The organism is Aminicella lysinilytica (genome assembly GCF_004362975.1).
Taxonomy (GTDB): domain Bacteria; phylum Bacillota; class Clostridia; order Peptostreptococcales; family Anaerovoracaceae; genus Aminicella; species Aminicella lysinilytica.
In genome coordinates this window covers 35,620-53,639 of sequence record NZ_SNXO01000002.1, presented here as the reverse complement: position 1 = coordinate 53,639, position 18,020 = coordinate 35,620, and the positions used below count along the sequence as shown (strand labels likewise).

Below are 18,020 nucleotides of genomic sequence, written 5' to 3'. Positions count from 1 at the left end.
TATCACGACAGACCAGGCATTTCAGCAGCCTTTTTCTCTTCCCTGTCTAAGGCGGCATTGGACATGACCAGATCAATTTTATTGCTATATTTTTCAGCCTTATCATCATTGCCAAGAGCCTTATATAGTTCCACAAGTTCCTTCATAGAGTCTACATTGCTCGGTGAGAACTGCAGGGCTTTCAGGAAGTGTTTCTCAGCCTCGTCAGCATCCTCCAGGCCTTTGTAAGCGCAACCTAAGTAGTACCACAGCGGCCACCAGGTATTGAAACGATCATCGGACTCATATGGGCTCAGTATGTCCACTCCCTGCTGGAATCTTCCGCTGAGGACATCGTTATAGCCCTCTTCGATCTTGCATGGCTCAACCAGTTTATCCAGGAACTGCCCTACCTCGTCACGCAGATCCGCTTCCTTGGACAGCTTCATGAAGTCATCCCAGGTCAGTTTTGCTTTTATATACAGCCCCAGATTAACGTATGCAAAACCGAGGAAGTAAAATCCCATGTCAAAACTCGGATCCTTAAGCGTAGTCTGCTCGAAGGCTTCCAATGACTCTGCTTTGAACCTGCCGATGTATTCCTCGCCTTCACCATTTTCATAGGCGTCTTTGCAGGCGCGGCCGTAACAGAAATAGGCGTTCTTTGCGTCAGGATCTATGAGCATGGCCGCCCTGAACAAAACGCAGGCCCCTTCATAATTGTCCGAGGCAGCCTCGTCTACACCCTCGCTTATGAGGGGCTTGGCAAACTCCGCCGAAAACGTGCGCTTGATGTACTCTATATAATTATCACGATATTTAAAATTGATATCACAGCCGATTATGCAGGCCATGTTTTTCGCTATTGTCAAAGTCGTAAGGCCTGTCATTTCCGTCTTCTTGATGGGAATAGGCACGTCTTTCAGTATGTCCGTTATACCTGCTTTCGCCAGGTAATTGTCCGACAGTTCATCGAACACATACTCATCTACCCTGGGAATCAGATACTCTCCGATCCTGTCGTTTAATCTCTCATTTTCACTCATTAAATATTCCAACCTTTTCTATTGAATCTTTTGACGGAATCCTCGTTCATAGTCTCCGCCATATCTCTTTCCAGAAGTTCTTTGGCTGCCAGTGAAATGCCGCTGAACCTTGCTTCCTGTCTCATGGAAAATTTGTATATTATCCTGTATAGGTCCTCTTTGCTGTGGTATGCGTGCTGATAATCCTTGGAATAGTAGAAGTCTGCCAGCCTCTCATAGAAGCCGAAAGGTGTAAGTTCCATGCGTTCTATCATGTATTCTGTAGCCCTGTCGAATCCGCCTCTGTTATGATAAAGTTCCAGTACGTTTTCTACCATTTTCAGTTTGACCAGATCCAATGACGACATGAAATCGTTAGAAATCAACTCGTAAGGAGCCTTGTTTCTGAATTTATAATGATACTCCCCGGCCTCCTGCCTGATTCTCGTTCCTTTAAGAAGCTTCAAAAATCCTAACTGAAGATTGTCGGCTCCGGCCCCATAAACTTTGTCAAAGGACCTGCCGAAGGATTTGTAATCTTCATAAGGCAATCCGGCTATAAGATCTACATGGACATGGATGTTCCCCATATCCATAAGTTTTCTCACATTATAAAGAATAGGATTGATATCCGTTTCTCTCTCAACTGCCTGCAGTGAATAAGGGTTGGCCGTCTGGACGCCGATCTCAAACTGAAATAAACCTTTGCGTGCTTTCGACAATATCCGGAAGGCATCGCTGTCAAGCATATCTCCGCAGATCTCGAAATGAAAATTGGTCTTGCCGTTATCTTTGTCTATGATGTACTTCCATATGTCATTGGCTCTCTGACGGTCGTAATTGAAGGTACGGTCGACGAATTTCACCTGCTTGACATCCTTGTACAAAAGGTAGCCTATGTCGCGTCTCACGCGTTCGAGAGGCAATCTTCTCACGGTTACCTCCAGTGATGATAAACAATATGAGCATCTGAAAGGACAGCCTCTCGATGATTCATAATATATTACCTTGTCCTGCTCGACTTCCAGAAAATTATACGGGAACGGCAGTTTATCCATTACCGGAAGAGTCGCAATAGGGTTTTCCACAATATTGCCCTTCAATCTGTAAGTCAGATTACTCACCAGTGAAGGATCTGTATTTCCCACAGCCAGACATTTACAGAACTGGAAGAAAGGATACTCCCCTTCACCTCTGATTATATAATCGACCCAGGGATTTTCTTTCATAAAATTAGTGCTGTCATAGGATACTTCCGGTCCGCCTAACATGAATTTCATATGGGGATCTGCCTTTTTCAAGTCGGTGCATAATTCTTTAATCTGCTCTATGTTCCATATATAGCATGAAACGCATACTAAATCATATCCGCCTCTCATTATCTCACCATAAACGTAGTCCTTCTCGTTGTTGATGGTAAACTCCTTAAGTTCCACATCAAGCTGGGATTCGGCTACTACGCTGTAGAGATATTTAAGAGCCAGATTCGAATGGACATATTTACTGTTCAATGTAGTCAGCAATATTTTCATTATAGCATCCTGAACCTTTCATCCTTCAACATTCCGCTGTCTTCCATAGCCCTCTTTAGTTTAGCCAGCATAACTTCCTTATCCTCAGGAAGATTGCCCTTCAGCGACAGATAGTTTGACGCATGATTACTCCTGAAGACGCAGGTTTTGCTTGGGTTCGCGTTTTCTAACAAAAGGTAAGTCTCTGCAATTACTTCCTCCGGGGACAAAAGCTCCAGCTGGCCTTTTTGTATCTGGTCGTATATAGGCGCCCTCGGGTCAAGCATCAGTGTCAGCAGCGCCACATATGACGCATTCATACGGCTGATCATTTTCCCGCTTTCAATGGCATGGTCACGCCAGCCAGCCTTGCCTGCCAGGCCTGAGATAAATGTCACTGAGGTCTGGATGCCGGAGGCTTCAACTTTCTGCACAGCCTCTATGAGTTCCTCGGGATCTACACCTTTATGTATAGCTTCAAGTACCTTAGGATCTCCCGATTCAGCCCCAAGGTAAATCATCTGAACACCTTTCTCGTGGAGTTCTTTCAATTCTTCCGGTGTCTTGTGGAGAACGTCCTTGGCATTGCCGTAGACGTTGACGCGCAGGCATTCCGGAAATAGTTCTCTGATTTTGTCTAATATCACTGCCAACTTGCTATTGGCCAGGCACAGAGCATCGCCATCGCAGAGGAATATCCTCTCGACTCTGCTGTAACTACGCCTGGCGTCTTCAAGGTCCTCTATGACTTCAGAGACATTCCTGACTCTGAAGCGCTTGTCCTTGAACATACTGCAAAATGTACACTTATTGTGTGAACATCCTATAGTTACCTGTAATAGCAGGCTGTAGGCCTCGCTTGGAGGTCTGTATATGTCTCCTTCGTATCTCATAAACTCTGATTCCTATACTCTTTATTACATGCGGTCAGGTGACTTGATCCCCAAGAGGGCCAGGCCGTTCTTGATACCGTTCTTAGCTGCCAGTGTCAAAGCCACTTTAGCTGTTTTCTCGTCTTCGTTTTCTGTAAGAATGTGCTCGTCGTGATAGAAGCGGTTATATGCCTGAGCTATATCGATCACGTGTCGAGTCACGATAGATGGCTCATATTTTTCTCCGGCTTCAACTACAACGCCAGGGAACGCATGGAGAAGCTTGATCAGTTCGAAAGCGCTGTCACTCTTCAAATAACTGTAATCGATATCCAGTTTCTCAGCCTTTGCCACTACATCCTTGCCAGCCTTACGTATAACGCTTGCGCAACGGGCGTGTGTGTACTGAACGTACGGACCTGTTTCACCGTCAAAGTTCAGGACCTTGTCCCACTTGAACACATAATCCTTGATTTTATTATTTGAAAGTTCCTGGAATACCACTGCTCCGATGCCGACTTCCTTAGCCACATCGTCGATAGTCTCAGGATCAGCACCAGGATTCTTCTCCTGGATTATTTCCTTGGTCTTTTCCACAGCCTTATTGAGTACATCTTCCAGGAATACGACTCTTCCGTGTCTTGTGGACATGGTGCCTTCTTCCAGACTGACAAGTCCGAATGGGACATGGACGCAATCCTTGACCCAATCATATCCCAGGAGCTGTACTACCTTCATCCACTGCTGGAAATACAGGTTCTGCTGAGATGCTACAACATAAATATTCTTGTAGAAATCGTAGTGTTCTTTCCTGTAAACTGCAGTAGCTATGTCACGGGTGCAGTAAAGCGTAGAACCGTCCGATTTGGTTATCAATGCCGGCGGCAGATCGAATTCCGAAAGATCTACGATCTGAGCGCCTTCTGACTTCTTAAGTATGCCCTTGTCCTTAAGCTCATCGATGAAGCACTGCATCTTATCTGAATAGAAACTCTCCCCATCGAAATCATCGAACTGTATATCCAGCATGTCATACACGCGTTTGAATTCCTTCAAAGATTCTTCTCTGAACCACTTCCAGAGTTCGACCTCTTCCTTCTCGCCGTGCTCCAGCTTAGTGAATGCCTCTCTGGCTTCATCATCCAACTCCGGATGGCTTTCCACCTCTACATGGAACTTAGTATAATATCCCAGAAGCGTTGTGATAGGTTCTCTTACCACATCTTCCTTGTTTCCCCAATGTCTGTAAGCGCAGATCATCTTACCAAACTGTGTACCGTAATCTCCTATATGATTAAGTCTCACTACCTTGAATCCAAGGGCGTCGTAAATCTTGTAAAGGGAATTACCGATTACTGTACTTCTGATATGTCCAATATGGAATGGCTTGGCTATGTTAGGCGATGAATACTCTACTATGACAGTCCTGTCATGTCCAAGATCCGTCTTTCCGAAGTTATCTTCATCAATGGCTTCTTCCATTACGCTCTCAGTATATTCTTCCTTGGAAATAAACATATTCACATAGGCTTTCACCTGTTCTACCTTTTCGAACAAAGGGTTGCCTGCGATGTCTTCCGCTATGCCCTTGGCTATAAGCGGCGGTGCCTTACGCATGATCTTAGCCAGCTTGAAGCATGGGAACGCATAATCTCCCATGGTGCTGTCCTGTGGTATTTCTATGGCTTCCTCAATTTCAGAAAGCTCCATATCCGGCAAATTTCCGGCAATTGCCTTCGCTATTTCTTCCTTATAATTTTTCATCTTTTTCTCCTATTCCGACTTGAGCTTGACGATGGTCACGCCATCGCCTCCTTCATTATAATTCCCAGCGCGAAATGACGCAACATGCTTATTTGTTTTAAAATATTTTCTCAGTCCTTCTTTCAGTATACCTTCTCCCCTTCCGTGGATTACGGTTACCTCCTTAAGTCCTGCTATATACGCATCATCCAGATACTTTCCTACATCCATTTTCGCGTCGTCCAGATTATCTCCTCTGACGTTTACTGAAGCGGAAACTGATTGTGTCTTGTATTTCATCATACTGCCATAACTTGTCTTCGCCTTGCGCTTGGCCTTGGCAGCTTCCTTACCGTCGTTTATCAGGACCAGATCATCCAGATTTACACTGGCCTTCATGATCCCCACCTGCACCGTAAGGTCTCCTTTATCATCTGGCAATGTCAGTATCTCTCCATTCTGATCCAGCGACAGAACCTTGACACGGTCTCCGACTGACAGTTCAGAAGCGCTGACAGGATTATTATTTACCTGCTTGATAATTCGCTCCGCATACTTGCCTTCGCTTTCTTTCAGCCTGCGCCTGCTTCTGTCGAATCCCTTGTTTCTGGCTCCCAGACTATCCATTTTCGAAAGGGCTTTCAGTTCCTTCTGGACCTGATCGGCCGTTTCTCTGGCATCTCTGAGCATATCTCTGGCCTCTTCCCTGGCATCAGCCATAAGCTTCGCCTTTTGTTTCTTAAAGTCCTCAGCCTGCCTCTGCAGTTCATCCTGCTGTTTCTCCATGGCCAGCTTCAATGCTGCAGCCTCCATACGCTCAGCCTCAGCCTTCTTTTTGTCCTCGTCAATGGCAGATATGACATCTTCAAATTCTATATCCCCACGCTCTATCAACTGGCCTGCCCTGTCGATTATATCATCTTCAAGGCCAAGCTTTCTGGATATTTCGAAGGCGTTGGATTTCCCCGGCAACCCTATAGACAATCTGTAGGTTGGGCTCAGGGTCTCAACATCGAATTCCATTGAAGCGTTTTCCACGCCGTCGGTGGACAAAGCGTACTTTTTGATTTCGGTGTAATGGGTCGTTGCCACGGTGGTGACGTGCTTGCACAAAAGTTTCTCCAGTATTGATATAGCCAGGGCGGCTCCTTCGGTAGGGTCTGTTCCGGCTCCCAGCTCGTCTAATAGCACCAGTGAGTCTTCGTCAGCTTTCTCAACTATTTCCACTATATTTTTCATATGTGAAGAAAATGTCGACAGGCTCTGCTCTATGCTCTGTTCATCTCCTATGTCAGCAAAGATATCCTTGTATATGGGTATCCTGCTTTCTGATGAGGCCGGTATGTGCAGGCCGCTCTGAGCCATCATAGACAAAAGTCCTATAGTCTTCAGAGTTACGGTCTTGCCTCCTGTATTCGGCCCTGTTACTACCAATGTCCTGTATTCTTTTCCTATGGCAACGTTTATGGGCACGACTTTCTTCACCTTCAGCAAAGGATGTCTGCCTTCTCTGATGATCAGGACTCCAGCCTCATCGATGATCGGCGCCTCGCCTTTCATCTTCTGGGACAGTTTACCTTTCGCCATAGCGAAATCCAGTTTGATGAGTATATCCTGATTATTTATCAGATCGTGATAGCACTCTCCGACCTGATCGGAAAGGTCCTGCAGTATCTTGGCAATTTCTGCCTGTTCTGCAAGCTCCAGTTCTCTGAGTTCATTGTTCATGTTCACAATGACCTGCGGCTCGATAAACAGCGTGGCTCCCGCCTTGGACTGGTCATGTACTATGCCCGGGAAATGTGCCCTATGCTCCTGTTTAACAGGGATCACGTATCTGCCGTCTCTCATAGTCACTATGGCATCCTGCAGATAAGTCCTGTTATTGGAACTGTTTACCATCTGACTCAGTCTGTTCCTGATTGTTTCATTCTGTCTGAGTATGCCTCGCCTGATGCTTCTCAGCTGCGATGATGCATTATCTGCAATCTCATCCTCTGAAAGTATGCATCGGTCTATTTCTTCTTCCAGCCTCGGATGGGGAACTATAAGTTCCGCAAGTGACATAAGCAACGGCATAGGAGGCACATCGTTTTTCAGGTAGCTGACCGTCCGTCCGGCTATTGCCAGATCGAAATGTATCTGCAACAATTGCTTGGGCGTCAGACACCCGCCCTTTCGGGCCAGACCTACGGCTGATCTGATATCATAAAGTCCTTCTGTAGGCAACGCTCCCTTATGCACAATAAGGTCAACCGCTTCTGTAGTTGACCTCAGCTCTTCTGTAATGTCCCTTATATCAGTTCCGGGCTTAAGGTCAGCTGCGATCTGCCTTGACATCTCACAGCCGGCCTGTTCCATCAAAAGTTCGATTATTTTATTGTATTCCAGTACTTCAATAGCCCTTTTGTTCATAAAGTTTCCTTGCCCGTTATCTGTTGTTTCTGTTCTTCTCCAATTCGCTCTTTAATTGCACATTTTCCATCTGAAGATCGAATATAGCGTTTTCATACTCACTGCATTTATCTTCCAGTTCTTTAAACTTGGCGTTCTCCTGCCTACCCTGTTCCTTAAGTTTATCCATGTTATCCTTGGACTGCATGAAGTTTTTCTTGGAATCTTCCCAGAGTTTGATGTAATGGGCCGAGTCTTTCTCCAGTTGTTCGTTGGCCGTCTTAAGACGTTCCATTTCATCCATCTGGTCGAAAAATTCTTCAGTAATATTAATAGCCGTAAGCACAGCGACACCAGTGGTACCGCCTTTTTCTGATACCTTAGCGATCAGATGCATTTTCTCATCTACATACTGTCCTATTTTCTCGATTTCTTCTCTCGATTTATCCCCGGTAATAGTATATATCTGACCGAAGATCTTTGCTTCAACTTTCTCGCCCATGATTTCACCTCAAACTTTCATTCCGGCAGCATCAGTCACGCAGTGTGGCGCCAAATTTTTCCTTCAGCATTTCTACTACGGAATTATGTGCTTCATCAGTTTCTTCGTCTGTAAGAGTCTTTTCATCGTCTCTATATGTAAGGCTGAAGGCAACGCTCTTCTTTCCCTGCTCTACCTGTTCGCCTCTATAGACATCGAAGAGTTTGATATCTCTCAGAATACCTATTCCCATAGCATTCACCTGAGCTTCTATCTCACCTATTTCAAGATCCTCGTCAACTATCAGAGCCATATCTCTCGATGTTGAAGGATATTTAGGCGGCTGGTGATACTGAACTTCTCTATCTGATAATTCATCTATCAGGTCGAAGAACAGTTCACAGCAATATGCCCTGGTATCGATGCCGAAATTCTCAGCAACATCCGGATGTACCTCGCCCATGATTCCCAGCTCGACTTCCTGACCGTTTGTGTCTGAAGTGACCACTCTGGCGCATCTGCCCGGATGATATACTCCGTATTCGGATTCAGCAACAAATTTCAGTTCTCTGATTCCAAGTCTGTCTAAAAGTGTGCATACCATTCCCTTAAGAGAGTAGAAATCTTCATTCTCTCCGTAACAGCCTATGGTAAGGTCATAGGATTCATCCGGCAGGCCCTTAGGGTCGATCAGATTCTTCATAAATGTCTTACCTATCTCATAAGCTCTGACACTTTCTATGTTTCTGGAGAAATTTCTTCCCAGAACTTCCAGCATTCCCGGCGTAAGTATAGTTCTCAGGGAAGCTGTATCCTCGCCCATAGGATTGATTATTTCCACGAAGTTCCTTTCCCAGGAGTCTTCGTCTATTCCACTCATATCAAGTATCTTTCCGTTGGAGAATGAGAAGGTCTGTATTTCGTTGGCACCCATACCACAAAGGGTCTGCCTTGCCAGTTCTCTCATATTCCAGTTTTTCGGGAATGCAGGCCTTGACTCACATTCCGGCAAAGTCATCGGCAGATTGTCATAGCCGTACATTCTGGCTACTTCCTCAACATAGTCGACTTCCTCCGGAAGATCCTGCCTTATGGTCGGCGGTGTGACATACATTTCATCGCCCTCGCCGGTGACTTCCATCTCAAGGCTTCTGAAATATCCTTCCATCTGTTCTCTTGGGATATCTGTGCCAAGGACCTTATTGATCCTGCTTACTCTGGCCATTACAGTAGGCGCCTTTTCCGGAGACGGATATACATCTACGGAGCCATTTAGTACCTTGCCGCAGCCAAGCATCTCTACAAGTTTGCAGACTCTGTCAGCAGCCGCTTCGCACAGGTTAGGATCTATGCCCTTCTCATATCTTCCTGAAGCTTCTGTTCTTAAACCAAGTCTCTTGGAAGTGGCTCTTACATTGGATCCAAGAAAATTAGCCGACTCGATAACAACTGTATTCGTGTCATCCTGTATTTCTGAATTGAGTCCGCCCATGACGCCTGCTATTGCTACAGGCTTTTCTGCATCATTGATCATAAGCATCTTATCATCAAGTTTACGTTCCACTTCATCAAGTGATGTGAAGGTATCTCCGGCTTTGGCCACATCCACTATAATATGATGGCCGGCAATGCTGTTGATATCGAAAGCATGCAGTGGCTGACCATATTCAAGCATAACGAAGTTGGTAATATCTACCATGTTATTGATTGGCCTCATGCCTGCTGCCATAAGCCTCTTCTGTAGCCACCACGGTGACTGTTCTATTTTAACATCTTTGATTATTCTGGCTGTATATCTCTTGCAGAATTCGGATCTGACTTCTACAGAAATATAGTCTGACGCTTCTTCATCTGTCTTCTGGCACTCTGTGTCAGGGTACCTGAGTTTTTCGCCAAAGGTTGCCGCCGCCTCTCTTGCCATGCCTATCATAGCCAGGCAATCCGGCCTGTTTGGGGTGATTTCAAAGTCGACTACATTGTCTTCCAGTTCCAAGACCTTATCAAAGTCCTCGCCTAAATGATCGTCCCAGTTGCCGGGGATCAGCCATATGCCATCCTTTGAAACAAAAGGCGCAACTTTATCATCAAATCCCAGCTCCTGCGGACCGCAAAGCATACCTTCACTTACTACGCCGCGCAGTTTCCCCTTTGTTATCTTAACTCCACCTTCAACCTTAGGCTGTCCATGGAGAGGCCCGGGTACACGGCTGTTGTGTACTGCCACGGGAACATACGCCCCGACATAAATATTGTCAGCGCCTGTTACTATCTGCAGAGGTTCATCTCCGCCCACATTAATGGCGCACACTACAAGTTTGTCTGCGTCAGGGTGTTTTTCTATCTTATCTATTCTTCCGAGTTTGACATTGGACATACCGGTGCCTATCTCGGTGCAGGTCTCAATATTAGAGCCTGACATTATCATCCTGTCGCAGAATTCCTGGACAGGAACATTTATATCTACATAGTCTTTCAACCATTCAACTGATACTAGCATCTATTAGACCTCCTATTTGAACTGATTGATGAATCTCATGTCGTTTTCGTATAAAAGCCTGATATCATCAATTCCATACTTCAGCATCGCTATTCTCTCTACGCCCATTCCAACGGCAAATCCGGTGTACTTTTCAGTGTCTATGCCGCCGGCCTTATGAACATGTGGATGTGTCATGCCGCATCCAAGGATTTCTATCCATCCGCTTCCCTTGCAGACAGGGCAACCTGTGCCGCCGCATTTGAAGCAGGATACGTCCATCTCAGCGCTTGGCTCCGTAAATGGGAAGTGATGAGGTCTGAACTTAGTTCTCGTTTTCGGTCCGAATAGTTTCTTGGCCATCAAATCAAGGGATCCCTTAAGATCTGCCATGGTTATTCCCTCGCCTATGACCATCATCTCAATCTGATGGAAGGTGTGAGAATGAGTGGCATCGGGAGTATCACATCTGTAACATCTTCCCGGTATCAGTATTTTATATGGAGTAGCCAGTTCTTTTTCTGCCCTTACCTCTGCTGAAGATGTGTGTGGCCTCAGAACTGTATTATCGTTGACATAGAATGTGTCTGTCATGTCTCTTGCCGGATGATCTTCCGGTGAATTGAGCGCATCGAAGGTATTATACACTGAATCTACATCAGGGCTCTCATACACTGAATAACCCATGGATTTGAATATATCCACGACTTCATTGATCGTCTGAGTTATAGGATGCTCTACTCCGTATATTACCGGACGTCCCGGTTCTGTTACATCTATTTTCTCTCTATTGAACTTTGCCTCTTTAGCCTGAGCTTTCAAGGCATCCATCTTAGATGACAAAAGGTCGCCTACTTCAGACTTTACCTTATTGGCGGACATGCCGAGTTCTTTCTTTTCTTCTGGCGAAAGCTTGCCCATACCTCTGAGTATCTCGGTAAGCTTACCCTTTTTGCCCAGAACCCTCACTCGAATTTCTTCTGTCTCCGCGATAGATGTGGCCTTGCTCAGCTGTTCCTTTGCCTCTGCTAAAACTTTTTCTAATTTTTCCTGCATTTCTTTACCTCTTCTATTTATTGCCTCATGGCTTCATACATAAGTATTCCTGCCGCAACTGAAGCATTAAGTGATTCCAGTTTTCCCTTCATTGGGATCATCACTCTGATATCAGCGTCATTGATGAGATCCGGACTGCACCCACCGCCCTCGTTTCCGATGACCAGCGCTATATCCTTCCTGATATCCTCATCATAGTAAAACTTGTCATTATTCAAACAGGTCACAGCCAGTCTCTTTCCTAGTCTGTCAACTGTCTCTCGTAGTTCCCTACCATCCTCGACGGAGACGATAGGGATCCTAAAGACTGATCCGGCCGCTGCTCTGACGACCTTAGGCGAGTAAACATCTGCTGTGCCTTTCACCGTAATGACCGCTCCATATCCGGCTCCCTCGGCCGTTCTTATAATCGTGCCGATGTTCCCCGGATCCTGTAGTCTGTCCAATACGATGAAATTGATTCCCCGCTTATTTACCTCTGCCAATGTTGCTACAGTAAACTTCTTCTTAGCCACTACGGCCAGGACACCCTGGCTGGTTTCAGTCTGAGCTATAGAATCAAAAAGCCCCGGCTCGATAATGTATGTGTCGACCCGGTCCGATCCATTGAATGTTGTTCCGTCTCGTATGAGGAGAGCACTGATATCTATTTCTTCGCTAAGGGCCTCGCCTATAAGGTTTTCCCCTTCGATAAGATACCTTTCCTCCTTATCTCTATATTTCTTACGAGTCAGTCTGACGCACTCCTTGATTATTCTGTTGTCTCTTGATTCAATATACTTTCCCATAATATTATTAAAAAGCCGGCTGTATTTACCGGCTTTTATTTAACTGCTTAGCTTACTTGTTGTTCAGGAATGTCGGAATGTCGAATTTAGAATCCGTCATGTCCTCATCTCTGGTTTCCTTGAATATTTCTTCCAAAGTCACTTCTGTGCCCTCAAGGCCATCCGGTGTTACGACCTTCTTGGATTTCAGAACATCTAGGTTCCCATAATCAATAGGATCCTTGTCTAATCCTTCTCCAAAGCCTGTGGCAATTACAGTGATCTCTATTTCATTATTCATTTCCTCTGAAACCGCTGCTCCGAATATCAGGATAGCTTCCTTATCGGCCTGCTCTTCAACAAGGCTTGCGATCTCATGTACTTCCAGCATTCCCAGATCATATCCGCCGGAGACATAAAGCAGTATCGCCTTGGCTCCAGTGATTCTGGTCTCAAGAAGAGGACTTTCAATAGCAGCCTGAACAGCTTCCTTGGCTCTGTCCTCGCCGGTACCGCGTCCAACTCCCATATGAGCTACGCCGCGATCCGTCATTACCGATCTCACATCTGCGAAGTCCACGTTTATCAAAGCGTAATCTGATATCAGATCAGATATGCCCTGGACGCCCTGTTTAAGTACGTCATCCGCCATACTGAAAGCATCCATTATGGATGTGTCCTTCTCGCAGTTCTGTATAAGCTTATCATTTGGCACTATTACCAGTGAATCTACATATTTCTTAAGGAAACCCAGCCCCAGATCTGCCTGATCAGCTCTCTTCTTGCCTTCAAAGGCAAAAGGTCTGGTCACGACGCCTACAGTAAGGATTCCCATATCCTTAGATGCCTTAGCAATTATCGGGGCAGCTCCGGTTCCGGTGCCTCCACCCATACCTGCCGTTATGAACACCATATCGGTGCCTTCCAGCAAGTCTGCTATTTCATCCAGAGTTTCTTCTGCGGATCGCTGTCCGATTTCCGGATTGCCTCCCGCGCCAAGTCCTCTGGTAAGTTTCTCACCTATCTGGACTTTAGTCTCAGCGTTACATCTGCTCAACGCCTGCTTGTCCGTATTTATCGCTATATAATCTACACCCTTCAGGTCTGCTTCCAGCATCCTGTTGATGGCATTACATCCACCGCCTCCAACTCCAATTACTTTTATTACAGCTGAATTCTCCTGTTCGTTCTCAAATTGCAACATGAACACTGCCTCCTTGAATCCAATATCATACTATGTCTTATTTTACCATATAATCTATACCTTTGCACCTGTTTTTTATCAACAAGCAGGTGAAAATGACATGTAGTTGTGATCACCTAAACTAATGGTGCCACGCTTGTAACCGCTTTTGAAAAGTTTGCTTATGACTTTCTGAAGATCACCGCTTTTTATAGCCTTCTGCATCTGCGCGGGGATGCCCTTGACTATAAGCGTGTCATATATGTATGCCTTAATAAAAATCCCAGAAACATCAATCTTTTTAAAGTAAAGATCGCCTTTGTTCATAGTTGAAAGCATTTTCAAAGTTCTTGTCAGAGTCTGTGCTTCCTCAGCCTTGACTTTTTCTCCAACCTTGATTTTGCTCAAGGTCAATCCCTTAATAATAGTTATCTTTGGATCTATCTCTGTCTTTCGCAGTACTTTTCCATCAACATCTATTACAATATACTGATCGCCATAGATCAGGGCTGCTACCTGCTTACGCTCCGTCACACTGATCTTCAATGTAGACGGCAACCCTATGCTGACCTTCACTGACGAAAAATACGGATTTCCCTCAAGTCTTGATTTTATAGATGAAATACCGGAATGAATGAAAATATTGCCTCCTTTAGTGGCATTCCCCATATTTATCACTTCCTGATCAGTGTAATAATCATTTCCGGTTACACTGATATGCTTCACATTGAAGACCGGTGAAAGCAAAAACGCCACCAACGCAATTATGACACAGAGAATTATCAGAAATCTAGCCATATAATGCTTCTTCTTCCTGACCTTCTTCTCCCTGGGTATTTCTTTGAATTCCATATCGTTATCCATTTATTTCATCCTTACAGATAGTCTGATATATCATGTTCGTAGCATCTTTAGGTGCGCACGCAAAGGCTGCATCACCCATTTTCTTTACAAACTCCGGATCATTCTTTAGTTTTGTTACTTCTTCCAACAAGAGTTCATCGGTCAGATCCTTTTCCTCTATGAGTACTGCTCCACCTCTGTCTGCCACAGATTTGGCATTGAAATACTGATGGTTTCCCGTTACATTAGGTGAAGGTATCAGTATGGACGCTCTACCGCACATACAGGTTTCTGCAACTGAAAGAGCTCCTGCGCGGCTTATGATCAAGTCTGAAGCCCCAAGATAATCTTCCATATCATTGATATACGACTCTATTCGGATGTTGGCCCCAAGCTCAATATTCTGCGCTTTCACGTCATCTAAGATTTCCTGATAGTACTGACTGCCCGTACCAAAAAGTAACGTCACATGATCCATACCGTTAACGGTCTTCATAAGCTGAAATACGACCTGATTTATCTTCTCTGCGCCCTGACTTCCACCAAATGAAAATATCACGAAATCATCTTCATCTAGTGCAAGTTTCTGTCTCGCTTCGCTCTTATCTACTCCAAGGAAACGTGATCTGACAGGATTGCCGGTCACTAGGTGTTTCTGCGGTTCTTTAAAATAATGTGATGCCTCAGGAAACCCCAGGAACACTTTGTTCACAAATTTCTCCAGAGTTCTGTTCGCAACACCCGGAAATGCGTTTTGCTCGTGTAGATAACACCGGGCGCCATACTTATGGCCTGCATATATGACAGGTACGCACACAAAGCCCCCGGTACCTATGACCACATCCGGCTTGAAGTTCTTCATGATCTTCATAGACTGCCTGATGCCCTTCATAGTACTGAAGCCTGTATCAAATATCTTGAATATATTGCTTCTGTCCAGCCACTTGGCGGAAACCAGTTCCATATCATAGCCGCTGCCCGGAACGATATCCTTCTCCAGGCCTATATCATTTCCCACATAGAGTATTTCCGATGAAGGATCTCTCTCTTTAATTTCATCTGCAATGGCAAGGGCAGGATAAATATGTCCTCCCGTGCCGCCGCCGGTCACTATTACTTTCATGCTCTTCCTCCGTACTCTCTCCTGAGGTCGTGGCGGCCTCTTGGTCTCTCCGTTTCCACAGCCTTAGCAGGTTTCTTGCTTTGCCTCGAGATATTAAGTAAAACTCCGCAGGCCCCCATCATGATCCAAAGGGCATTTCCTCCGTAACTGACAAATGGCAGGGCTATACCTGTTGGCGGCATAGATGATGTCACGACTGCAACATTCAGTACAAGCTGAATACCTATCATAAGCGTAATTCCTCCGGCCATTAACATACCGAACCTGTCCGGTGATCTCATAGTCACAAGGAAGCAACGCCATATAAGGATCGTAAATACCAATAGCAATATCAGTATTCCCACGAGCCCGAGTTCCTCGCCTATTATGGCGAGAATAAAGTCATTCTGAGGCTCAGGAAGGTAGAGATTTTTCTGTACGCTTTTGCCAAGACCAAGACCGAACAATCCACCTGTGCCCAGGGCCAATAAAGACTGAACCGCCTGGAAACCGTCTCCCTGGGGATCTTTGAATGGATCTATAAAGCTTGTGAGTCTTGTACCCCAGTAAGTGTCTGTCTTACTCAGGCCAAAGAGTCCTACTCCTCCTATAGCAAAAATGCTGATTATCCATTTCCACTTAAGGCCGGCCAGAAACATCATACCGAGTATGATGCCTACTACGGTAATAGCAGTCGAAAGATTCGGCTGTTTGATTATCATAATGCCAAAAACTGCAGCCAGTACAGCCATAGGCAGTATTCCTTCTTTGATCGACAATATTCTCTTAGGATCAGGGGCCAGATAAAATGCCACATATACTATAACGGCGATCTTAGCCACTTCGCCCGGCATAATGCTCAATGGGCCTATGACTATCCAGCGTGTCGCTCCGTTAACATTGGTTCCAAGTGGTGTAAATAAGAGTGCCAGCAGTATCAGGCTGAAAATCAGCAAAGGTACAGCCAGTTTCTTGAAAATATGATAGTCCACTATAGACATTATATACATGATCACGAAACCGCTTATAGCAAAGAATAATTGTTTCTTCAGATATCCATATGGCGATCCTGTATCGTTAAGGGAATTATAATAGCTTGCGCTGAACACCATGACTACGCCAAAAATCACCAAAGCCACCACCAGGATGACTACGGTGAAATCACAAGGCTTTATCTTTTTCAGAGTGTTCATTATCTTAGCCATTTATCTAACCAATCTGCCTACGCATTCTTTGAAATGATCTCCCCTTTGTTCGAAGTTATCATACATATCCCAACTGGCGCATGCAGGAGAAAGCAATACAGAATCGCCAGGTTCAGCTATTTCGTATGCTTTATTGACGCACTCGACCATGTCCTTGCAATATATGTAATTCTCAAATCCCAGCCTGTCGGCTGCTTCCTGTATCAGATGAGCATCGCGGCCCAGTAATATCATTTCCTTGACTCTGCCCGGGAATTCCTTGATGAATCCATCGAATTCCTGGCCTTTAGCGTCTCCGCCGGCAATAATGATTATATTCTTTTCCAGAGCCTTAAGGGCAGTGATAGATGCATCTGTATTGGTACCCTTGGAATCATTGTAGTACTTCACTCCATTGATTTCGCCACAATACTCAATTCTGTGTTCTACTCCGGCAAATGTTCTCAGAACTTCCGCAATAGTCTCACGGTCTATTCCTGCGAAATAACTTATTGCTGCTGCAGCCAAAGCGTTCTGAAGATTATGTACTCCTATGATCTTCAGTTCATCTACACCGCAGATGTCCACGATTTCCTTCTTTTCATCAGCAATGACTATCCTGCCGTCTTTAACGAAAGCACCGAAAGGAAGTTCTTCATTGCTGCTGAAAGGAACGACCTTTGCCTTACATGCCGATGAAAGTTTGAAACACTCCTTATCATCATAGTTTATTACAAGATATCCATCTTCTCTCTGATTAGCAAATATCTTAGCCTTAGCAGCGCCATAAGCCTGCATAGTGTGATGTCTGTTCAGATGATCAGGAGTCAGATTAAGTATGGCCGATACTGCCGGCTTGAAGTATCTGGTAGTTTCCAGCTGAAAACTGCTGGTCTCAGTTACCAGCCAGTCTGTGGCATCGGCATCTGCTGATGCGGAAATCACAGCTACCCCTATATTGCCTACTACGTAAGTTTTTCTTCCCGACTTCTTGAAAATTTCGCCAACCAGCGATGTAGTCGTCGTCTTTCCATTGGTTCCGGTTATGGCGATATAGTTGCCGCGTCCTATTCTATAAGCAATCTCAAGTTCGCCAATGATCTCAGCGCCCTTGGATTCAGCCTCCTGAATAAATGCCAGTTCAGGACTTACGCCCGGGCTCAGAATGAGCATGTCATAGACGCCTACATCCGGCGGTATAGTGTTCAGGAAGAAGGTCGCTCCACGACCTCTGAAATAAGTTATCAGGTTAGCATCGACATCATTTTCCTTTTTTGAGTCCTGTATAGACACCTCTGCACCCAGCTTAAGCATAGCCTGAGCTGCAGCGATACCGGATTTTCCGAATCCTACTACCAAGACCTTTTTATTCTTCATATTCTCAATGTTAGTTTTCATTTATCA

At 45.2% G+C, this 18,020-nt stretch carries 14 protein-coding genes; all 14 read right to left on the bottom strand.

Annotation, left to right across the window (positions count from 1 at the left end; genetic code table 11):
* Positions 1-2: 2 nt before the first annotated feature.
* A complete protein-coding gene (locus EV211_RS00695) occupies positions 3-1,025 on the bottom strand; it encodes a tetratricopeptide repeat protein (RefSeq protein WP_133527512.1) in 1,023 nt (340 codons plus the stop codon).
* The gene (locus EV211_RS00690) at positions 1,025-2,536 is read right to left on the bottom strand and encodes a B12-binding domain-containing radical SAM protein (RefSeq protein WP_133527511.1); all 1,512 of its coding nucleotides are present in this window, start codon (positions 2,534-2,536) and stop codon (positions 1,025-1,027) included. The genes EV211_RS00695 and EV211_RS00690 overlap by 1 nt, the downstream gene beginning before the upstream one ends.
* Positions 2,536-3,408, bottom strand: coding sequence for a B12-binding domain-containing radical SAM protein (locus EV211_RS00685; protein WP_133527510.1), 873 nt, complete (start codon positions 3,406-3,408; stop codon positions 2,536-2,538). Before EV211_RS00685 ends, EV211_RS00690 begins: the two co-directional genes overlap by 1 nt.
* 24 nt (positions 3,409-3,432) lie before the next feature.
* Positions 3,433-5,151, bottom strand: a complete 1,719-nt coding sequence (gene argS, locus EV211_RS00680) for an arginine--tRNA ligase (protein ID WP_133527509.1) — start codon at positions 5,149-5,151, stop codon at positions 3,433-3,435.
* 9 nt (positions 5,152-5,160) lie between these two features.
* Complete coding sequence (locus EV211_RS00675; RefSeq protein WP_133527508.1) at positions 5,161-7,545, bottom strand: endonuclease MutS2; 2,385 nt, start codon at positions 7,543-7,545, stop codon at positions 5,161-5,163.
* Positions 7,546-7,561: 16 nt separating this feature from the next.
* Positions 7,562-8,026 (bottom strand): cell division protein ZapA, encoded by a 465-nt coding sequence (locus EV211_RS00670; RefSeq protein WP_133527507.1) that lies wholly within the window; start codon positions 8,024-8,026, stop codon positions 7,562-7,564.
* Between the two features lie 31 nt (positions 8,027-8,057).
* Positions 8,058-10,502 carry a phenylalanine--tRNA ligase subunit beta gene (gene pheT, locus EV211_RS00665; protein WP_133527506.1) on the bottom strand — a complete coding sequence of 815 codons (2,445 nt, stop codon included), beginning with the start codon at positions 10,500-10,502 and terminating at the stop codon, positions 8,058-8,060.
* Between the two features lie 12 nt (positions 10,503-10,514).
* Positions 10,515-11,537 (bottom strand): phenylalanine--tRNA ligase subunit alpha, encoded by a 1,023-nt coding sequence (gene pheS / locus EV211_RS00660; protein WP_133527505.1) that lies wholly within the window; start codon positions 11,535-11,537, stop codon positions 10,515-10,517.
* 17 nt (positions 11,538-11,554) lie between these two features.
* The gene (locus EV211_RS00655) at positions 11,555-12,325 is read right to left on the bottom strand and encodes a TrmH family RNA methyltransferase (RefSeq protein WP_133527504.1); all 771 of its coding nucleotides are present in this window, start codon (positions 12,323-12,325) and stop codon (positions 11,555-11,557) included.
* Between the two features lie 52 nt (positions 12,326-12,377).
* A complete protein-coding gene (gene ftsZ / locus EV211_RS00650) occupies positions 12,378-13,508 on the bottom strand; it encodes a cell division protein FtsZ (RefSeq protein ID WP_133527503.1) in 1,131 nt (376 codons plus the stop codon).
* Between the two features lie 78 nt (positions 13,509-13,586).
* Positions 13,587-14,351 carry a cell division protein FtsQ/DivIB gene (locus EV211_RS00645; RefSeq protein WP_133527502.1) on the bottom strand — a complete coding sequence of 255 codons (765 nt, stop codon included), beginning with the start codon at positions 14,349-14,351 and terminating at the stop codon, positions 13,587-13,589.
* Entirely contained in the window at positions 14,344-15,453 is a 1,110-nt protein-coding gene (murG, locus tag EV211_RS00640; protein WP_133527501.1) for an undecaprenyldiphospho-muramoylpentapeptide beta-N-acetylglucosaminyltransferase, read from the bottom strand. The genes EV211_RS00645 and murG overlap by 8 nt, the downstream gene beginning before the upstream one ends.
* Positions 15,450-16,637: a putative lipid II flippase FtsW gene (gene ftsW / locus EV211_RS00635; RefSeq protein WP_133527500.1), complete on the bottom strand. Its 1,188-nt coding sequence runs from the start codon at positions 16,635-16,637 to the stop codon at positions 15,450-15,452. The genes murG and ftsW overlap by 4 nt, the downstream gene beginning before the upstream one ends.
* A complete protein-coding gene (gene murD, locus EV211_RS00630) occupies positions 16,638-18,014 on the bottom strand; it encodes a UDP-N-acetylmuramoyl-L-alanine--D-glutamate ligase (RefSeq protein ID WP_207667972.1) in 1,377 nt (458 codons plus the stop codon).
* Positions 18,015-18,020 lie beyond the last annotated feature (6 nt).